At 65.2% G+C, this 19,514-nt stretch carries 16 protein-coding genes and 1 pseudogene; 15 read left to right on the forward strand and 2 right to left on the reverse strand.

Going from position 1 to position 19,514, the window contains the following annotated elements:
• Positions 1–29: 29 nt before the first annotated feature.
• Genes mmsA through AS156_RS10250 form a run of 3 tightly spaced genes read left to right on the forward strand, consistent with a single transcriptional unit; the run spans position 30 to position 3,688 of the window.
• Positions 30–1,610, forward strand: a complete 1,581-nt coding sequence (gene mmsA / locus AS156_RS10240) for a multiple monosaccharide ABC transporter ATP-binding protein (RefSeq protein ID WP_066503388.1) — start codon at positions 30–32, stop codon at positions 1,608–1,610.
• Positions 1,607–2,797, forward strand: coding sequence for a multiple monosaccharide ABC transporter permease (gene mmsB, locus AS156_RS10245; protein WP_066503390.1), 1,191 nt, complete (start codon positions 1,607–1,609; stop codon positions 2,795–2,797). The genes mmsA and mmsB overlap by 4 nt, the downstream gene beginning before the upstream one ends.
• A gap of 57 nt (positions 2,798–2,854) precedes the next feature.
• The gene (locus AS156_RS10250; protein WP_066503391.1) at positions 2,855–3,688 is read left to right on the forward strand and encodes an inositol monophosphatase family protein; all 834 of its coding nucleotides are present in this window, start codon (positions 2,855–2,857) and stop codon (positions 3,686–3,688) included.
• Positions 3,689–3,711: 23 nt separating this feature from the next.
• Here the strand turns inward: AS156_RS10250 and AS156_RS10255 are convergent, their stop codons facing one another.
• Positions 3,712–4,620, reverse strand: coding sequence for a PaaI family thioesterase (locus tag AS156_RS10255; protein ID WP_066503392.1), 909 nt, complete (start codon positions 4,618–4,620; stop codon positions 3,712–3,714).
• 611 nt (positions 4,621–5,231) lie between these two features.
• Positions 5,232–6,434: a serine hydrolase domain-containing protein gene (locus AS156_RS10260; protein ID WP_066503393.1), complete on the reverse strand. Its 1,203-nt coding sequence runs from the start codon at positions 6,432–6,434 to the stop codon at positions 5,232–5,234.
• Between the two features lie 256 nt (positions 6,435–6,690).
• Between AS156_RS10260 and AS156_RS10265 the strand changes: the two genes are divergently transcribed.
• From AS156_RS10265 to AS156_RS10315, 12 genes and pseudogenes are all read left to right on the forward strand, one after another.
• Positions 6,691–7,365, forward strand: a complete 675-nt coding sequence (locus AS156_RS10265; RefSeq protein ID WP_066503394.1) for a helix-turn-helix transcriptional regulator — start codon at positions 6,691–6,693, stop codon at positions 7,363–7,365.
• Between the two features lie 280 nt (positions 7,366–7,645).
• The coding region (locus AS156_RS44160; RefSeq protein ID WP_245312683.1) for a gamma-glutamyltransferase at positions 7,646–7,893 on the forward strand (248 nt) is incomplete at its 3' end.
• Between the two features lies 1 nt (position 7,894).
• A pseudogene (locus AS156_RS10270) lies at positions 7,895–9,224 on the forward strand (gamma-glutamyltransferase family protein); the annotation flags it as partial.
• 185 nt (positions 9,225–9,409) lie between these two features.
• Positions 9,410–11,074, forward strand: a complete 1,665-nt coding sequence (locus AS156_RS10275) for an amidohydrolase (RefSeq protein ID WP_066503515.1) — start codon at positions 9,410–9,412, stop codon at positions 11,072–11,074.
• Positions 11,075–11,078: 4 nt separating this feature from the next.
• Positions 11,079–12,167: a CobW family GTP-binding protein gene (locus AS156_RS10280; protein WP_066503395.1), complete on the forward strand. Its 1,089-nt coding sequence runs from the start codon at positions 11,079–11,081 to the stop codon at positions 12,165–12,167.
• A gap of 38 nt (positions 12,168–12,205) precedes the next feature.
• On the forward strand, positions 12,206–13,525 hold the full coding sequence (locus tag AS156_RS10285; RefSeq protein ID WP_066503397.1) for an ABC transporter substrate-binding protein: 1,320 nt from the start codon (positions 12,206–12,208) through the stop codon (positions 13,523–13,525).
• A 1-nt stretch (position 13,526) separates the two neighbouring features.
• A complete protein-coding gene (locus AS156_RS10290; protein ID WP_066503398.1) occupies positions 13,527–14,258 on the forward strand; it encodes an ABC transporter ATP-binding protein in 732 nt (243 codons plus the stop codon).
• Positions 14,245–14,943: an ABC transporter ATP-binding protein gene (locus AS156_RS10295; protein ID WP_066503399.1), complete on the forward strand. Its 699-nt coding sequence runs from the start codon at positions 14,245–14,247 to the stop codon at positions 14,941–14,943. Before AS156_RS10290 ends, AS156_RS10295 begins: the two co-directional genes overlap by 14 nt.
• Positions 14,944–15,188: 245 nt before the next feature.
• Positions 15,189–16,055, forward strand: a complete 867-nt coding sequence (locus tag AS156_RS10300; RefSeq protein WP_066503401.1) for a branched-chain amino acid ABC transporter permease — start codon at positions 15,189–15,191, stop codon at positions 16,053–16,055.
• 5 nt (positions 16,056–16,060) lie between these two features.
• Complete coding sequence (locus tag AS156_RS10305; protein WP_245312684.1) at positions 16,061–17,080, forward strand: branched-chain amino acid ABC transporter permease; 1,020 nt, start codon at positions 16,061–16,063, stop codon at positions 17,078–17,080.
• Between the two features lie 65 nt (positions 17,081–17,145).
• Complete coding sequence (locus AS156_RS10310) at positions 17,146–19,158, forward strand: copper amine oxidase (protein ID WP_066503408.1); 2,013 nt, start codon at positions 17,146–17,148, stop codon at positions 19,156–19,158.
• Positions 19,155–19,466: a hypothetical protein gene (locus tag AS156_RS10315; protein ID WP_136626120.1), complete on the forward strand. Its 312-nt coding sequence runs from the start codon at positions 19,155–19,157 to the stop codon at positions 19,464–19,466. The genes AS156_RS10310 and AS156_RS10315 overlap by 4 nt, the downstream gene beginning before the upstream one ends.
• Positions 19,467–19,514 lie beyond the last annotated feature (48 nt).

Raw genomic sequence — 19,514 nt, forward strand, 5'->3', positions numbered from 1 at the left:
GCGCGATCGGCGCTGCGGGACGTGATCAGATGACGGCAATGCTTGAGATGCGTGGCGTCAGCAAGAGCTTTGCCGGCGTGCAGGCATTGCGTGATGTCAGCCTGACCGTGGAAGCCGGCCAGATCCATGCGCTGGTCGGCGAGAACGGCGCCGGCAAGTCGACCCTGATGAAGGTGCTGAGCGGGGTCTATCCCGCCGGCAGCTATGAAGGGTCGATCTTGTTCGACGGCGAGGAGCGGCGGTTCCGCGACATCAACGACTCCGAGGCGCTGGGGATCATCATCATCCACCAGGAGCTGGCGTTGATCCCGCTGATGTCGATCGCCGAGAATATTTTTCTCTCGCGCGCTCCGTCGCGGTTCGGGGTGGTTGACCGCAATGCGGTATACCGGCGGACCGCAGAGCTGTTGACCCAGGTCGGTCTGCGAGAATCGCCGGATACCCTGGTCACCGATCTCGGCGTCGGCAAGCAGCAGCTGGTCGAGATCGCGAAGGCGCTGTCCAAGAAGGTGCGTCTCCTGATCCTGGACGAGCCGACCGCCAGCCTCAACGAGGCCGACAGTGCCGCGTTGCTGGATCGATTGCTGACATTCCGCGAGCAGGGCATCGCCTCGATCCTGATCTCGCACAAGCTGAACGAAGTCGCACGCGTGGCTGACCGGATCACGGTGCTGCGCGACGGCCGCACCGTCGACAGCCTGGATTGCGGGACGGAGCGGGTCGATGAGGACCGGATCATCCGCAGCATGGTCAACCGCGATCTCGCGCATCGCTTCCCCGAGCGGAAGGCCGAGATCGGCGATCCCGTCATGACGGTGGAGAACTGGTCGGTATATCACCCGCTGCATACCGGGCGGCAGGTGATCAAGAACGTCGATTTCAAGATACGCCGCGGCGAGGTGGTCGGCATCGCCGGCCTGATGGGGGCGGGCCGCACCGAGTTCGCCATGAGCCTGTTCGGTCGAGCCTGGGGCTACAACGTCTCCGGCAAGATAAGCCTCGATGGACAAGAAGCTGACCTCTCCAGCGTGCCGGCCGCGATCCATGCCGGCCTCGCCTATGTCACCGAGGACCGCAAGCAGCTCGGGCTGATCCTTGCCGAAGACGTCCGCAAGAACGTAACGCTGGCAAGCCTTCGCCAGGTGTCGGATCGTGGCGTGATCGACGATGTCGTCGAGTTGAAGGCCGCGAGCGATTACCGCAAGCGGATGCGGATCCGCTGTTCCGACGTCTATCAGGAGACCGGGCAGCTCTCGGGTGGCAACCAGCAGAAGGTGGTGCTGTCGAAATGGCTGATGACCGATCCGAAGGTGCTGCTGCTCGACGAGCCGACCCGCGGCATCGATGTCGGGGCGAAGTACGAGATCTATTGCGTCATCAACGAGCTCGCGGAGGCCGGCAAGGGCGTCGTGGTGATCTCGTCGGAAATGCCGGAACTGCTCGGCATCTGCGACCGGATCTGCGTGATGAATGACGGCGCCTTCGTCGGCGAGTTCGCGAAGGACGACGCGACGCAGGAGAAGATCATGCGTGCGATCATGCGCAATGTCAGGATGTCCGGACGCGGCGCGCATGACGATGCTGTGAGGGTGAGAGGAGGAGCACAATGACCGACAAGACGGTGTCACTTCCCGAGACCCCCAAGCATTCCGGCTTCATCAAGAACAATTTGCGCAACTACGGCATGCTGCTGTCGCTGGCAGCGATCATGCTGTTCTTCGAGATCGTGACCGACGGCACGCTGCTGCAGCCGCTCAACCTCACCAATCTCGTGCTGCAGAACAGCTACATCGTGATCATGGCGCTCGGCATGCTGCTCGTGATCGTCACCGGCCATATCGACCTTTCGGTCGGCTCGGTTGCCGGTTTCATCGGCGCGGTCGCGGCGGTGCTCATGGTGCGCTACCATGTCGGCTACCCGATCGCCTTCATCGCCTGTCTCCTGGTCGGTGCCGCGATCGGCGCGGCGCAGGGGTACTGGATCGCCTATTTCAAGATTCCGTCCTTCATCGTCACGCTGGCGGGCATGTTGGTGTTCAAGGGCCTTGCGCTCGCCGTCCTCCAGGGGCAGTCGGTCGGGCCGTTCCCGTCGACCTTCCAGAAGCTGTCGTCCGGCTTCATCCCCGAGCTGTTTCCGAGCGCCGGCACGCTCTATCCGACCTCGCTCCTGATCGGCATCGTGCTGGCGTTCGCGCTGGTGCTGGCGAGCGCCAAGAGCCGGGCGCGCGAACAGTCGCACGGCATCGAGGTCGAGCCCTACGCGTTTTTCATCGCCAAGAGCATCGCGCTGGCGGGCGCGGTGCTCTACTTCACCTATCTGATCGCCTCGCATCGCGGGTTGCCGAACGTGCTCGTGATCATGACGGTGCTGATCGTGCTCTACGGTTTTGTCACGCGGCGCACGGTGATCGGCCGGCAGATCTATGCCGTCGGCGGCAACGCCAAGGCCGCGAAGCTGTCGGGCGTCAAGACCGAGCGGCTCACCTTCTTCACCTTCGTCAACATGGGTGTGCTGGCGGCGCTTGCTGGGCTGGTGTTCGCGGCCCGGCTCAACACCGCGACGCCCAAGGCAGGCCTCGGTTTCGAGCTCGACGTGATCGCCGCCTGCTTCATCGGCGGCGCCTCGGCCTATGGCGGTGTCGGCCGGGTCGGCGGCGCGGTGGTCGGTGCCATGATCATGGGGGTGATGAACAACGGCATGTCGATCCTCGGTATCGGCATCGATTATCAGCAAGTGATCAAGGGCCTCGTCCTGCTCGGCGCCGTCTGCATCGATGTCTATAACCAGCGCCGCTAAACGCCACGCAGTCACATTTCTGCGGTAGGATCCCGACTCATCGCAGGAGAACGCCGCGTGAAATTGTCCCATGCCGATGCGCTGACCATCGGACAGATCCTGGCCGAAGCCGGCCGCACCGAGATCATGCCGTGGTTCCGCCGCGTGCGCGAGATCGAGGTTCGTACCAAGACCTCCGCGTTCGACGTGGTCACCGAAGCCGACGAGGCCGCCGAACGGTCGATCTCGGCGGCGCTGCTGGGCGCCTTTCCCGGTGCCGCCATCATCGGCGAGGAGGGCACGTCGCGCGATCCGTCTGCGCTCGACCAGGTCGGCACGGCTGATCTCGCTTTCATCATTGACCCGATCGACGGCACGCGCAACTTCACCTGCGGCCTGCCGCTGTTCGGCAGCATGGTTGCCGCCACCATGCGCGGCGAGATCGTGTTCGGCGCGATCCATGATCCGGTCTGCAACGACACCGCGTTCGCGCTGCGCGGCGAGGGCGCCTGGCTCGAGACCCAGGGCGGCAAGCGCTACGATCTGAAGGTCGCCGCTCCTGTACCGGTCAAGGAGATGGACGCGGTGATCGGCGTCAACTTCCTTCCCGAGCCGCTGCGAGCCACCGCTGCCGGCAATCTGTCGAAGCTCGGCATGAGCGCGTGGCTTCGATGCGCCGCGCATGAGTACCGCATGGCGGCGTCGGGGCATTGCCACCTGCTGTTTTACAACAAGCTGATGCCGTGGGACCACGCCGCCGGCTGGCTGCTGCATCGCGAGGCCGGCGGCTACAGCGCGCATTTCGACGGATCACCCTACAAGCCGGCCAACCTGACCGGCGGTCTGCTGTGCGCGCCCGACGAAGCGAGCTGGCATGCGGCGAGGCAGGCGATCCTGACGCCGGCGGGATGAGCGTTCGCGGCGTATGCTGAGGCTTATTCCTCGCTCGCCGTCTGCCGCAGCATGAAGTGACCGAAGGCGGAAGCGATCGGCTTGGCCGGATCGTCCTGCCAAGCTTGCGCCTCGAACGCGACGACTCTGCGCCCCTGCTTGACGATCGACACCCTCGCGTGGCTGTCGAGCGCGCGGCCCGAGCGTAGATAGTTGATGGTGAGACCGATCGGCTTCGGCCGCGCCTCGACGCCGAGCTCGCGCGTGACGCCGATCACCGCCGTGGTTTCGAGAAAGGCGCCGGTGATGCCGCCGTGGATCGCGGGCAGGATCGGGTTGCCGATGATCTGTCGCGAGAACGGCATCACCAGCGTGTCGTCCTGACCTGTGCGGATGCCGAGACATCGCGCGAACGGGCTGCCGGCGAACGGGCCATCCGGATCGTCCGGTGCCTCGAGGAGCGGCAGCGACGTACCGATGGCTTCCAGGCGATCGCTCAGCATGTTGGTCCGGTTGGCGTCGATCATGAAGCAGGCGGTCGCGGTGGCGACCGGATCGTCCTCGGACTCCTGATAGGCAGTGGCGCGCACGAAGGCGATCAGGCGGGTGACGCGATAGCAGACCGCATGCGCGCGGATGTCGAGGCCCGGCGTCGCGGGCTTCTGGTAGTCGATGCGCAGGTCGAGGGTCGCGATCGCGCGCGTTCCGTCGAGCGCGAGCTGCACGGCCATGCCGCAGCTCTCGTCGAGCATCGCGGTGACGACGCCGCCGTGCAGAACGCCGGTCTCGGTGTCGCCGACGAACTCGGGGCGATAGGCCAGCCTCGACCAGGCTTCGCCGGGCGCGGCACGGTCGAGCCGCAGCCCGCTGATCGCGCCGTAGATGGAGCGGCGAGCCTGGATGGCGCGCGCCAGGTCGTCAAATGGCAGGGTTGGGTTCGAAGTGTCGGTCATGGCGATGCTTGTAGACCAAGGCGCCAGGCGGGCAAAGGGGCCAGCCGTGTGCACCGGTGCATCCACACCGTCGTCCCTGCCTAGTGCGCAATTGCGCACGGGAGCAGGGACCCATACTCCGCGGCGGCTGTAGTGATGGGGACTCGTCGTTCCAGCATCGTTCAACAATAACCATTCGTGGTTATGGGTCCCTGCTTTCGCAGGGACGACTTAGGAGTTGGTTTTGCAGTCCGCAGCCAAACAGCGCGGTGTCATCACCCGCTCATGCGGGTGATCCAGTATTCCAGAGACAGGTGCGATCGAGTCGAGAGGCCGCGGCGTACTGGATCGCCCGGTCCCGTCTACGCCAAGGCTCCGACGGGGCTTGCGGTCTCTGGCACGCCGAAGCTTTAGCGGAGGCGGCGAGCCGGGCGATGACAGGTGGGATTGGGACGCAGCTTTGTATTCTCGCGATATGAATTGTCGCGCGCATGATGCGAGCGTGCAGCTCTGCGCTGGTGTAGATGCCGCCGCCGGAAATCTCAAATGATTCCCGCAGGTAGCGGGCAGGGCCGGCCGACGCGTCGTGACAGCCGGTCTTGGCGTTCCAGTCGTGAGGCCTTGATGCTCGCTCAGGACTTGCCGCTGAGTCTCGTCGCGATCGCGCGGTAGCCGCGCATCCACATGTGATCGAGATCGAGGTCCATCGGCAGGGGTTGCGAGGAGACGCGCGCGATCACGGTCTCGTCGACCGGGTCGACGTAGATCCACTGGCCATGGATGCCGACCGCGGCAAACGGCGTCTCGCTGCGGTCGATCGTGTACCACTTGCTGCGGTAATTGCCGTTCGGAAACACCTTGGTCAGGTCGCCGCGCGCCCAGGCCTCGGCATTGCCGTTGTGCCTGATGTCGTCGATCCACCAGCTCGGCACCACCTGCCGTGAATTGCTGACGCCGTGATTGCGCATCATCTCGCCGAAGCGGGCGAGATCGCGCAAGGAGGCGCAGATGCCGCCGGCGACACGCGCCGCGCCGCGGGAATCGACCGCGATATAGGCGTCGTGCTCGGCGCCCATCGGCTGCCAGATATAGTGCGACAGGATCTTGGCGTAGGAGATGCCGCAGGCGCGCTCATAGACCCAACCGAGCACGTCGGTGTTGGTCGAGACATAGTGGAAGGTGTGGCCGTGCGGCGTGCCGTTCGGTCGCAATGTCCTGAGATAGTCGCGCAGATTGGTCGGCGGCAGGCTCGGATCCGGCGGCTCCCATCCGGTGGAGCGGCGGTAGTTGATGACGTCGCCGTCGCGCGCCATGTAATCCTCGTCGAAGCGGATGCCGACGCTCATGTCGAGCAGGTGGCGCACCGTGCAGGCGCCGCCATAGACCGATCCCTCCATTTCCGGGATGTAGCGCGTGACCGGCGCGTCGGGATCGAGCTTGCCGTTATCGGCGAGGATGCCGCCGAGCGTGCCGGCGATCGACTTGCTGACCGAGAAGATCAGGTGCGGGGTATCAGGCGTCAGGTCGTGGGCGTACCACTCGAAGACGATCTGGCCGCGATGCGACACCACGATGCCGTCGGTGTGGCTGCTGCGCAGCGCCTTGCTGACGTCGATGGTCTCGCCACGCAGGTCCGCGAAGCTGACATCATCGAGATAACGCGGCGCAAAGGAGAGCGGCGAGGGCTCACGCGAGCGGGCGATGTTCGCGGTCGGCAGCAACTCGCGCACGTTGCGGAACGCCCACTCGCTGTAGGGATGCTGCCGCCAGTTGGCGAGCGTGACCTGGTCTTCGGCTGCCGCTGGGAAGGCGGCCATGATGCGTCGCGAATTCATTCTTGGTCCGGCTCTCTATCAGTGAGGGTGCGGCTTCATACCATGGGTCGGATCGAGGTTCCGCGTGCACTGCACGACCCGCAATCCACCGGATGGTGGAGCCGGCCGGCGAGTTACCTCGGCGTAAGCCTACCGGAGCTGTGATACGCCAGCGTTTGGCCCGCAATTTGCTTGACTATGTTCCGCGACTGCCCCAGCGTGACCGACCACGCGACGCGCAGACGTCCGTCATCGGGAAACATCGGGAGGGAAGGTCATGTTCGCGCTTTTGGGCCGACCGGATCCAGCAACCACGCAGGCTGTCAATTTCGCGAGGGGGATTCTCGAGGGCTCCGCGACGGCGTTCTACGAGGTCGATGGCCAGCTCAACCTCAACCGCTTCGTGCTCTCAAGCAATGTCCCGGTGAGCTTTCACGACCGGTATCTGGCCGGAATGAACCGGCTCGATCCCTTGCATCCGCGTTCCGCGAGTGACCAGCCGATTGCCCGCCTGAGCGTCGCCCTCGATCGCTGCGCGACTGCTGAGGCCGCGACCTATCGCGCCTTTGCCGGCCAATGCGGCGTCGCCGACATGATCGAGTTCTTCTTCCGCCGCAACGACCGGATCGTCGCCGGAATGAGCGTGCTGTGGGCGCCTGGCTGCAAGATCCCCGACGGGAGCATGAACATTGCAGAGAAGATTCACGACTATCTCGAGTTCAACCTGACCAGTCGCCTCCAGTCCAACGGCGAGGAGCCGGCGCGCTACGGCCTGACCTCGCGCGAGATGGAAGTCGTCGAGCTGCTGTGCTGCGGCCGCACCAACCGCGAGATCGGCGAGTGCCTCAGCATCGGTCTGGCGACCGTCAAGACGCATCTGATCCACATCTTCGAGAAGCTCGGGGTGGAGACACGCTCCGCCGTCGTCGCGCTGATGTCGCGGCCGCATTGAGACTGCGGAGTAGTTAGGAAGTCTATCCACGTCATTGCGAGCGGAGCGAAGCAATCCATCGCTCCACTTGCGGAGAGATGGATTGCTTCGTCGCTTCAGCGCAAAATTGCTCTGCAATTTTGTCGCGAGCTCCTCGCAATGACGGATGAGGGCTGGCTCTTAGCGTCCACCGTTCGGTCGATTGCTGCTACGGGCAGGGCAGGTCGAGAATCCCCGAGATCGGTGTCGTCTTCGACAATGTTGGCGAGCGGCTGCCGCTTGCGACATTGAGGGAGGCGACATGCGCGATTTCATGGCCATCGGCCGGTCGGTGGCGGTTGCTGAACGCGGCATGGCCGCGACCTCGCATCCCCAGGCCACGCTCGCCGCAGTCGAGATGCTGAAGGCGGGCGGCAACGCCGTCGATGCCGCGGTGGCGGCGGTGGCCGTGCAGGGCGTCGTCGAGCCGCAGATGACCGGGATCGGCGGCGATTGTTTTGCATTGTACTCGCCCAAGGCCGGCGAGCCGGTCGCACTGAACGGCTCGGGNGGGCCGCACGCCCGCCGGGACCGATATCGGCAAATATGCCGAGAGCGGCCAGCGCGACATTCCGCCGACCGCGCCGGAGGCGGTCACCGTGCCCGGTGCGATCGATGCCTGGTGCCGGCTGGTCGCCGATCACGGCAGCAAGTCGCTGGAGGAGATTTTCCGGCCTGCGATCGCGGCAGCCGAGCAAGGCTTTTGCGTCACGCCGCGGGTCGCCGAGGACTGGCGCCGCTTCCGCGCGCGGGTCGAGATCGACACCAACGCGGCGGCGCAGTTCCTTCCCGGAGGCGCGGCCCCCGCGGTCGGCGATATCAGGACGCAACCGGCGCTGGGCCGAACCTTGGGCAACATCGCGCGGCACGGACGCGATGCCTTTTACGCAGGCGAGGCGGCCGATGAGATGGTGAGCATCCTGCGCGGGCTCGGCGGCGCCCACATCGCGGATGATTTCGCCGCGCAGGCCTCCGACTATGTGCGCCCGATCTCGGCGCGCTACCACGATCACGACGTGATCGAGTGTCCGCCCAACGGGCAGGGCCTTGCCGCGCTGATGATCCTGCGCACGCTCGCAGGTTTCGACGTCGGCACGCTGTCGCAGGCCGACCGCATCCATCTGCTGGCGGAAGCGACCAAGGCGGCGTACCGCGCCCGCGACGCCTTCTGCGATCCCGCGACCAGCAACATCGATCCGGGCTCGTTCCTTGCCGAGGATTACATCGCCGATATCCGCAGTCGCATCGACATGGCGCGTGCGTCGACGCCCGCGACCTGGGACGACATTGAGCATCGCGACACCGTCTACGTCACCGTGGTCGACCGCGACCTCAACGCTGTCTCGCTGATCAATTCGCTGTTCTATCCGTTCGGCAGCGGCATCTATGCGCCGAAATCCGGCATCCTGCTGCACAATCGCGGCTGGAGCTTTCGCGCCAGGCCGGGACACGCCAATTCGCTCGGGTCGCGCAAGCGCCCGATGCACACGATCATCCCGGGCCTGTTGCGCAAGGACGGCAAGACCGTGATGTCGTTCGGCGTGATGGGCGGGCATTACCAGGCCGCGGGCCATGCCAATCTGCTGTCCAACATCTTCGACATGAAGATGGACCTTCAGGCCGCGGCGGAGGCGCCGCGCTCCTTTGCCTTCGACGGCGTGCTGTCGCTGGAGACGACGATTGCGCCCGCGACCCGCGACGAGCTGCGGGCGCGGGGACACGATGCGCGCTTCTCCGAGGAGCCGATCGGCGGCTGCCAGGCGATCCGCATCGACCACGCGCGCGGCGTCCTGTTCGGCGCGTCCGATCACCGCAAGGACGGGTTGGCGCTGGGGTTCTGAGGCGAGATCCGCCACCTGCACTGCGGGAGCGGAGCGAGCATCCACCGGATGGTGGATTGTTCCGAACCGCGACTTGCCGAACCTTTTTGCTCAGGATGCCGGCCGGCCCGTCCGCGGATCTGCGGCCTCCGCTGCGTGTCCATCGGCGCCTGCCGACACGTATTTCAACCGGGAAGATGATGCAGATGCACAAGAGCTTCGCCGACGCGGTGTTTCGCAACGGCCGGATCTACACGTCGAACCGAAAGCAACCCTGGGCGACATACGCTGCGGTGAAGGCTGGCCGGTTCGTCGCCGTCGGCGGGGAGCGCGACGTCGCGCCGTTGATCGGCGAGGGCACCGCGATCGTCGATCTCGGCGGGCGGATGGCGATGCCAGGGATCGTCGACATCCACAACCACATCATGATGGGCGGGCAGGCCGATCTCTACGAGCTGCGCTTCGCCTCCAGCGACAGCATTCCGCGGATCGCGGAGACGCTGCACAAGGCCGCATCCGCCGCGGCGCCCGGCGCCTGGATCGTCGGCGGTCAGTTCGGCAACAATCTGCTGAACGAGCTGAACACCGCGGAGTCCTTCGCGCTCTTGGATGCCGCATGCCTCGGGCATCCCGTCGTGCTGCGCGACGACAGCTATCACAACCGCTGGGCCAGCTCGGCGGCGCTGCGGCTCGCCGGCGTGAAGGCGGACTCGCCAAATCCGACCGACGGCGAGATCGGCCGTGACCTCAGGACCGGCACGCTCACCGGCGTGATGATCGAGGCTGCATCCGGCCTGGTGGAGCGGGCGCTCGCGGCGTCCGGCCACTATACGGCCGAGATGGACCGCGCTGCGGTGGCGCGCTCGATCTCGGTGCTGAACACCTATGGCGTCACTGCGTTCATCGACGCCGCCAGCATGCAGCCGATCATGGCAGCGCTGAAAGGGCTGGACGATCGCGGCGAGCTCACGGCGTGGGCGGTTTGCGCCATGCCGGTGGTCGAACCTGGCTTCATGTTCGGCAAGGCGGGCGAGGAGCTGTTTGCGCTGCGCGAGGAGTATCGCGGCGCCCATGTGAAGCCCGATTATGTGAAGGTCTTCCTCGACGGCGTGCCCGGCGCCAAGACCGCGGCGTTCCATGAGCCTTATGTCGCTGACCCCGTGCGCGGCTGCTGCTTCCGCGGCGCGACCATGCTGACCGTGCCGGATTTGATCCGCTGGCTCGGGCGCTGCGAGAAGCTCGGGCTCGCCGCCAAGATCCACTGCGCCGGCGATGCCGCAGTGACGCAGGCGCTCGATGCGATCGACGTCGTGCGCAGCTTCAATGGCCCGACCCATCTGATTCACCAAATCGCGCATGCGAGCTACATCGCGCCGGACGACGTGCCGCGCTTCGCCGAGCTCGGCGTTGCTGCCGATCTGTCGCCGATCATCTGGTATCCGACCATCTTCCTCGAGGCGCACAAGGCCGCGATGGGCGACGAGCGGGCGCAGCGCTTCTGGCCGAACAAGGATCTGAAGAACGCCGGTGCGCTGATGGCTGGCGGCTCGGACTGGCCGGTGATCCCGATCCCTGATCCCTGGCAGGGCATCGAGGGCATGGTGACGCGGCAAAACCCGACCGGCGATTTTCCCGGGAAGTCGCTGTGGGCCGAGCAGGCGCTCGACCTTGCGACCGTGATCGACATCTACACCATCGACGCCGCGCGCGCGGCGGGGCTCGACCAGACCATCGGCTCGATCGAGATCGGCAAGTCGGCTGACCTGATCGTGCTCGACCAGATGATCTTCGACATCCCGCCGGACCAGCTTGCCGACACGCGGGTCGAGATGACCTTCTTCGAGGGCCGCAAGGTGCACGAGCGGACGTGAAGCGATGGACACGGTGGATCATCATATCCCGGTCACGGTTCTCACCGGCTTCCTCGGCAGCGGCAAGACCACGGTGCTGAACCATCTGCTGCGCCAGCCGGAGCTCAATGGCGTCGTCGCCATCATCAACGAATTCGGCGAGGTGGCGCTGGATCATCTCTTGGTCGAGGGCAGCGAGGATCGCCTCGCGCTGCTCGACAATGGCTGCATCTGCTGCTCGGTGCGCGAGGATCTGATCGAGGCGCTGGCCGATCTGGCGGCGCGCCGCACCGCGGGAACGATCCCACCGTTTCACCGCGTGCTGGTCGAGACCACCGGCCTTGCCGATCCGGTGCCGGTGCTGCACACGCTGATGACCGCGCCCGGCATTGTCGGCCGCTATCGCATCGACGGCGTGGTCGCAACCGTCGATGCCGTCAATGGCGCACGCACGCTCGACGCCCATCCGGAAGCGACGAGACAGATCGCGGTCGCCGACCGGCTGCTGGTGACCAAGACCGATCTCGCCTCGGCCGATGTGCCGGCGCGGCTCGATGCGCTGCTCGCGGCGATCAATCCGGTTGCGGTTCGCCATCACGTCCGGAACGGGATCGTCGACCCGGCGAAGGTGCTCGATGCTGGCCTGTTCGATCCGTCCGCAAGATCGGCCGACGTCGTACGCTGGTTCGAGGCGGCGTCGCAGGCCGCGAACGCGCCGCATGAGCACGCGCATCACTGCGAGGGCGAGCACTGCGATCACCACGGACATCATGCACATGATCAAGGCATCTCGTCCTACAGCCTGATCATCGACGAGCCGATCCAGCGCGATGCGTTTGCACGCTGGCTCGACTATGTCGCGGCGCTGAAGGGCGAGGACCTGCTGCGCTTCAAGGCGATCGTCAACGTCGCCGAGCAGCCGGATGCTCCTCTTGTGGTGCACGGCGTCCAGCACGTCTTCCATCCGCCGATCATGCTTGACGGCTGGCCGTCGGCAGACCGGCGCTCGCGGCTGGTCTTCATCGTGCGCGGCATTCCACGCCAGATCATCGAAAACACATTGTGCAAATTCGCGGCCGTCAGCCGCGCGTCAATCCAGCGATCTGCGGCTTAGGGCAACGAATATTGCAACGATTGGTCAGGGAGAGGGACATGACTGAGAATTCAAAGACGACATCACCAACGGCCGGCCGGCTCAACCGGCGCACGCTGCTGAAGGCGGCGGGCGCGACCGGCCTTGCGTCCGCGATGAACGTGCCGCTGGTCAACATAGCGCGTGCCGCCAGCAACACGATCAAGATCGGCTGGGTCGGGTGCCTCTCCGGTGTCCGCGCGCCGTTCGCCGAGCCGGACACCTGGATCCACGAGCGCATCAAGACCCGCCTCAAGGACGGGCTGAAGATCGGCGGCAAGACCTATCAGGTCGAGTTCGTCTTCAAGGACAATCAATCCGACCCGAACCGGTCGTCGGTCGTGGCGAGCGAACTGGTGCTGCGCGAGAAGTGCGACCTGATCCTGATCGAAGACGGCGACGCGCAGGCGCCGGTGCAGGAGCTGGCCGACGCCCGCGGCATTCCCTCGATCTCGACCATGGTGCCGTGGCAGGGCTGGATGTTCCCGCGCAAGGGCACACCGGACAAGGGCTTCCCCTACAGCTTCCACTTCTTCTGGGGCGCCGACGATGTCGTGAAGAATTTTCTCGGCATGTGGCAATCGGTCGACACCAACAAGAAGGTCGGTACGCTCTACATCGACAATCCGGCCGGTCAGGCCTTCTCCGATCCCAAGGTCGGTCTGCCCGGCGGCATTACCAAGGCCGGTTACCAGGAGTTCTCGGCCGGCAAGTTTCAGATCGCGACCGATGACTTCACCAACCAGGTCTCCGCCTTCAAGAACGACGGCGTCGATATCGTCTCCGGCTTCACCTACGGCAATCACTGGGTGACGCTGTGGAATCAGGCGGCACAGGCCGGCTTCAAGCCGCAGATCTGCACGGTGGCGGCGGCGTTCCTGTTTCCGAGCGCGGTGAATGCACTGGGCGATCGCGGTGACGGCATGTCGAGTGAGGTGTGGTGGACGCCGGCCTATCCGTTCAAGTCGTCGTTGACCGGCCAGAGCGCCGCCGAGCTCGCCGCCGAGTGGGAGAAGACCACCGGCAAACAATGGACTCAACCGATCGGCTACGCCCATGCCCTGTGGGAGGTCGCGCTTGCGGCCTTGCAGAACAGCGATCCCAAGGACAAGAACTCCCTGCGCAACGCGATCGCGGGGCTCGACATGGAGACCGTCGTCGGGCAGGTCAAGTTCAAGGATAGCCCGATCAAGAGCGTCGCCGTGACCTCGCTGTCGGGCGGCCAATGGCGCAAAAGCAAGGGCGGCAAGTCGAAATACGAGCTGCTCATCGTCCACAACGGCACGGCCCCGTTCATCCCGAAGCAGGCCGACCTCCAGTTGCTCTCAAAGCTGAGTTGAGATGGCACCGCTTCTGCGCGTCAGCGGGCTGTCCAAGCGCTTCGGCGAGATCATCGTCGCCGACGGCGTCAGCTTCGAGCTGGCGCGCGGCGAGTGCCTGGGCGTGATCGGCCCCAACGGCGCCGGCAAGAGCTCGCTGCTGAACCTGATTGTCGGCCTGCTCTCGGCCGACGGCGGGTCGATCTTGCTGGACGGCAAGGAGATCACCGGCCTGCCGCCGCATCGCAGGGCGCGCATGGGCCTGGGGCGGGCGTTCCAGATCCCGCAACCGTTCCCGCATCTGTCGGTCTATGAGAACGCGCTCGCGGCTGCATCCTTCGGTGCGGGCTTGCACGGCGAGGCAGCATCGACCTGGACCATGGAGGTGCTGCAGCGGACCGGGCTCGACGCCAAGGCCGACAAGCTTGCCGGGGCGTTGCCGCTGATCGACCGCAAGCGGCTGGAATTCGCCAAGGCGCTGGCTTCCAAGCCGGCGCTGATCCTGCTCGACGAGATCGCTGCGGGGCTAACCGAGCCCGAGGTCGAGCGCCTGGTCGCGATCATCCAGACGGTCAAGGCCGATCACGCGATCATCTGGATCGAGCACATTCCGCACGCGCTGCGCGCGGCGTCCGATCGCATCCTGGTGCTCAATTTCGGCCGCAAGGTTCTGGAGGGACCGCCCTCCGAAGTCATGGACAGCGCCGTCGTGCGCGAAATCTATATGGGACTGAAGGCCGATGGCGTTACTTGACGTGAGTGGCCTGCAGATCTTCTACGGCGATCTCCAGGCGGTGTTCGACATGAGCTTCACCGTCGCGGACGGCGAGGCCGTCGCGCTTGTCGGCGCCAACGGCGCGGGCAAGTCGACGTTCCTGAAAGCCCTGGTCGGGTTGAACGAGGAACGAAAGGGCGCGGTGCATTTCGACGGCGTCGACATCTCGCAGATGCCGGCGGAAGAGGTGTCGCGGCTCGGCCTGATCATGGTGCCCGAGGGCCGGCTGCTGTTCGACTCGCTGACCGTCGAGGAAAACCTGCTGATGGGCACCGTGAACCGGCGCTCCGGGAGCTGGACGCTGCGCCGGGTGTTCGACCTGTTTCCGATCCTCGAAGAGCGGCGGCGGATGTTTCCGGGGCAGCTTTCCGGCGGCCAGCAACAGATGGCGGCGATCGGCCGTGCCCTGATGTCGAATCCAAAGCTGCTGCTGTGCGACGAGATTTCGCTCGGGCTTGCGCCCGTCGTGGTGGAGCAGATCTATCGCTCGTTTGCGGATATCCGCCGCGAGGGCGCCGCGGTGGTGCTCGTGGAGCAGGATGTCAAGCGGGCGCTCGCGACGTCGGAGCGGATCTATTGCCTGCTGAAGGGACGGGTGTCGCTGACCGGGCCGGCGCAAGGCTTGCAACCCGAGCAACTGACGCATGCCTATTTCGGCAATTAGTGAGAAGTACGATGAGATCACTCCAGCCAGCTTCCGTGCGGGCGGTTCACCTCTCCTCCTGTGGGAGAGGTCGGATCGCATCGTCAGATGCGATCCGGGTGAGGGGTTACGCCCTCTCGTGGGACCTGAACACCCTCACCCAGCGCTTGGCGCCGACCTCTCCCCAAAGGGGAGAGGTGATGCTTGTGGAGAGGCCGGTGCACACAAAACGCATCTGGCGCATTTTGACGACGGACCGGTGAGACATGATCTGGGTTGAGACGTTGATCAATGGAGCCCTGCTGGGCGGCCTTTATGCGTTGCTCGGCATCGGACTGGCGCTGGTGTTCGGCGTGATGCGCGTCGTCAATATCGCGCATGGCGAGTTCATGGTGCTGAGCGCGTTCTGCGCGGTGTTCCTCGCCAATCTGTTTCCCACAGTGCCGCCGCTGTTGATGCTGATCCCGGTGATTGCGCTGTCCTTTGCGGTTGGATGGATCTATCAGGCCGTCATCGTCAACCGGGTCGTGACGTCGCCGGATCCGCTGTCGCCGTTGCTGCTCACCTTCGGCGTGTCGGTGATCCTGCGCAACGTGATGGTCGAGGTGTTCGGCGCCGACGTGCGCAGCCTCCAGGTCGGTGAGCTCTCGCGCGCCAGCCTCGAAATCGGCGGCCTGAACATCGGCATCATGCCGCTGCTGACGCTGGTGCTGGCTGCACTGCTGTTCATGGTCCTGCAGCTGATCCTGCGCCATACAGAATTCGGGCGGATTGTGCGGGCGACCGCCGACAGGCGCGACATCGTCCGCCTGTCGGGGGTCAAGCCCGATCGCGTCTATAATTACGTCATGGGCCTGTCGCTGGCGCTTGGCGCGATCGGCGGCGTGCTGCTCGCGGTGCGTTCGAGCTTCACGCCGTTCTCGGGGGCCGAGCGGCTCCTGATCGCATTCGAGGTGGTCGTGCTCGGCGGGCTCGGGTCGTTCTGGGGCGCGTTGCTCGGCGGCATTGCGCTCGGCATGGCGCAGCTGATCGGGTTGAAGATCGATCCGAATGCCGGGCTGCTCTATGCGCATCTGCTGTTCTTCATCATGTTGCTGATCAGGCCGTCGGGCCTCGTGGCGAGCAAGGTGTGACGCCGATGCCGACACGCACGATTCTCGCAGCAACTGGCCTTGTCCTGGTCGCCGTGGTCGCCGGCGCGCCCTTCGTGCTCAACGAGGGCTTTCTGCGGCTCGCCACCGAGTGCCTGCTGCTGCTGACGATGGCGCAGATGTGGAACCTGCTCGCCGGCTATGCCGGGCTGGTGTCGCTCGGCCATCAGGTCTTCATCGCCTTCGGCGCCTATGCGCTGTTCCTGACGTCCGGATGGCTCGAGGTCAATCCGGTCTGGGTGCTGCCGGTGGCACCGCTGGTTGCGGCCGCCGTCGCCGCCATCATCGCCTTTCCGCTGTTTCGGCTGCGTGACGCCTATTTCTCGATCGCGATCTGGGTGTTCGCCGAGATCATCGGCGCGTTCACGATGAAATCGCAAGCCGTTGGCGGCACGTCGGGGGTGCCGCTCGCCACCAGCGAGCTGATCGATTTCGACTGGTTCGAGCCGATCATGTTCTGGCTGGCGGGGGGCCTGACGCTGGTCACCATCGCGGCGCTCTACAGATTGATGACCTCGAGCTTCGGGCTGGGCTTGATGAGCGTGCGTGACAACGATCTGGCCGCGATGAGCGTCGGCGTCGACGTCCAGCACAACCGCTTCGTCGCCTTCGTGCTGTCGGCGGCGGGATGTGGCCTCGCCGGTGCGCTCAGCTTCATGGGCAATCTGTTCATCGCGCCGCTCGCGGCGTTCGACGTCAACTGGTCCGTCTACATGATGTTCATCGTTATCATCGGCGGCATCGGCACGCTCGAAGGTCCGATCCTCGGCGTCGTCATCTTCTTCGGCCTGCGCGAGCTGATGACCGGGCCGCTCGGGCTGACGGGCGGATGGTATCTGGTTGGGCTCGGCGTCATCGCCGTCATCGTCATGATCGTAGCCCCGCGTGGGATCTGGCCGGCGCTCCGCGACCGTATCGGGGTGCGCCTCCTCGATGTCCACCGCACTGCGCCGCGTCCTGCCGCAGCCTCAGTCCTGCCGAGCGTCTCGGAACAGACGGCGGGATGAGCGGAGACTTCATGCCGCCGCCTTTGCCTGTATGCTGGCGACAGCAGCTTTGAGGAGAGGGCGGAATGGTTCTGATATCCCGTCGTGTTGGTTGGGCATTGACCGGCGCGGTCGTCGCGGCGCTGGCTGTGCCGCTGCCGTCGCAGGCCGAGCACAGGGTTTGGCCGGAGGTGACGGCGACACACCCGATGGACGGGCTCACCGCGGACGAAATCCAGTCCGTGTCCAATGTGCTCCGTGGCGCCGGCAAGTTCAGCGACACCACGCGGGTCGTCTCGATCGCGCTGGAGGAGGATCCCAAGGACGAGGTGCGGGCATGGCGACCCGGACAGCCTTTCGCGCGGCGCGCGGTGGCGACGCTGCTCAACGATGGCCATCTCTATGAAGCCCACGTGGATCTCGCCGCGCGCAGTCTCGCCGGTTGGGACGAGGTCAAGGACAAGCAGGCCGCGCTGACGATCGACGAGCTGATCTCCGCCGGCGATCTGCCGAAGCAAGATGCGCGTTGGGTGGCCGCGATGGCCAAGCGCGGCATCACCGATTTCAGCAACGTGCTGTGCCTGCCGCTGACAACCGGCCCGGTGACCGACCCTGCGCTGCGCGGGCATCGCCTGCTCAACGTTCCCTGCCTCGACAAGTCGGGGGCAGGTAACAATCTGTGGGGCAAGCCGATCGAGAATTTGATCGCGCAGGTCGACCTCACGACCAAGTCCGTGGTGTCGGTGATCGATCTCGGCGTCGTGCCGCCGCCTTCCTCGACGCCGTCGCACGCCTATGCCGACTCCGGGAAATACCGCAAGCCGCCGAAGCCGGTCGAGATCGCGCTGCCGCAGGGCAGTAACGTGATGGTGGAGGGCGGCCAGGTCCGCTGGGACAATTGGTCGTTCCACGTTCGCCTCGAGCCGCGTGTCGGCGCGGTGCTGTCGCTGATCCGCTACGACGATCATGGCACGTGGCGCGACATCGCCTATCAGATATCGGCGAGCGAAATGTTTGTGCCTTACATGGATCCGGACGAAACCTGGTCGTTCCGCGCCTATATGGATATCGGCGAATACGGCTTCGGGGTGCTGGCGAGTGAATTGCAGCCCGGCAAGGATTGTCCTGACAGCGCGCACTTCCTCGACCTCACGATCTCCGACACCAAGGGCATGCCGGTTGTCTCCAAGGGTGCGGTCTGCATCTTCGAGCGTCCGACTGGCGATCCGATCTGGCGCCACAGCGAGTTGCTCAACAACACCGCCGAGGTGCGGCCGAACACCGAGCTCGTGGTGCGGATGGCGCCGGTCGTCGGCAATTACGACTATCTGGTCGACTACGTGTTCGACCGCGCCGGCAACATCGACGTGCGGCTCGGCGCCTACGGCATCGATGCCACCAAGGGTGTTGCGAGCCGGACTTTGAGCGATCCGACCGCTGCGCAGGATACGGCTTATGGAACGCTGATCGACGAGCGGCTGCTCGCGGTCAACCACGACCACTACATGACGTTCCGGATCGATATGGATGTCGACGGCACCGGCAACCGTCTGGTCGAGGACCGCTTCAGCGTGCGCAAGCTGGACCGGGGTCCGCGCAAGAGCCTGTGGCAGGTCGATACCAAGCCTGTCCCCACCGAAGGCCCGATCACGCTGCCGCTCAATGCGGCCCAGTTCAGGGTCGAGAGCACCGGCGAGACCAACAAGCAGGGCTACCACACCAGCTATCAGCTGATGCCCGGTCATTCCGACGTCTCGCTGCTGGCGAAGGACGAGCCCATCCAGCTGCGCGCCGGCTTCAGCGCCTACACGCTGTGGGCCTCGGCCTACGCAAAAGACGAGCGATACGCTGCCGGCCTCTATCCGAACGAAAACCCAGAGGTCGACGGCCTGCCGAAATGGACCGCGGCGAAACGGCCGATCGAGGATCGCGATCTCGTGCTGTGGTACACGGTCGGTTTCCGCCACGTGCCGCGCGCCGAGGATTGGCCTGTGATGCCGGGGCTGTGGCACGGTTTCCGGCTGCGGCCGTTCAACTTCTTCGATCGCAATCCGGCGCTCGATGTGCCGCCCGCGGCCGACGCCAAGGATACGAAATGAGAGGACGTCTGCATCGCCTTGCTGCAGTGGCCGGCGCCCTGCTGACGGCCCTCGTGACGCAGCCGGCCATGCGTGGCGCGATGGCTTCGCCCAATGCGGCAGGCGAGGACGCGTCCTTGCTCTATCTGCAGGCCAGTGACTGGGAGAAGCAGCCGGCGCCGCACAAGATCGCGCTCGCGGCCGACTTCATGCGGATTTTCTGCACCGACCAGACCATGTCGCCGGTCTCGCTGGCCGATTGTCTCGACCGCGACAAGGCCGATGGCGCGCTGTTCGAACGGGCCATCGCCTGCGTGAGCGCGAGATGATTTCTGCGCGCAGTCTTATCCCCGTCATTGCGAGCGAAGCGAAGCAAT

Origin of the sequence: Bradyrhizobium macuxiense (assembly GCF_001542415.1) — a bacterium.
Taxonomy (GTDB): Bacteria; Pseudomonadota; Alphaproteobacteria; order Rhizobiales; family Xanthobacteraceae; genus Bradyrhizobium; species Bradyrhizobium macuxiense.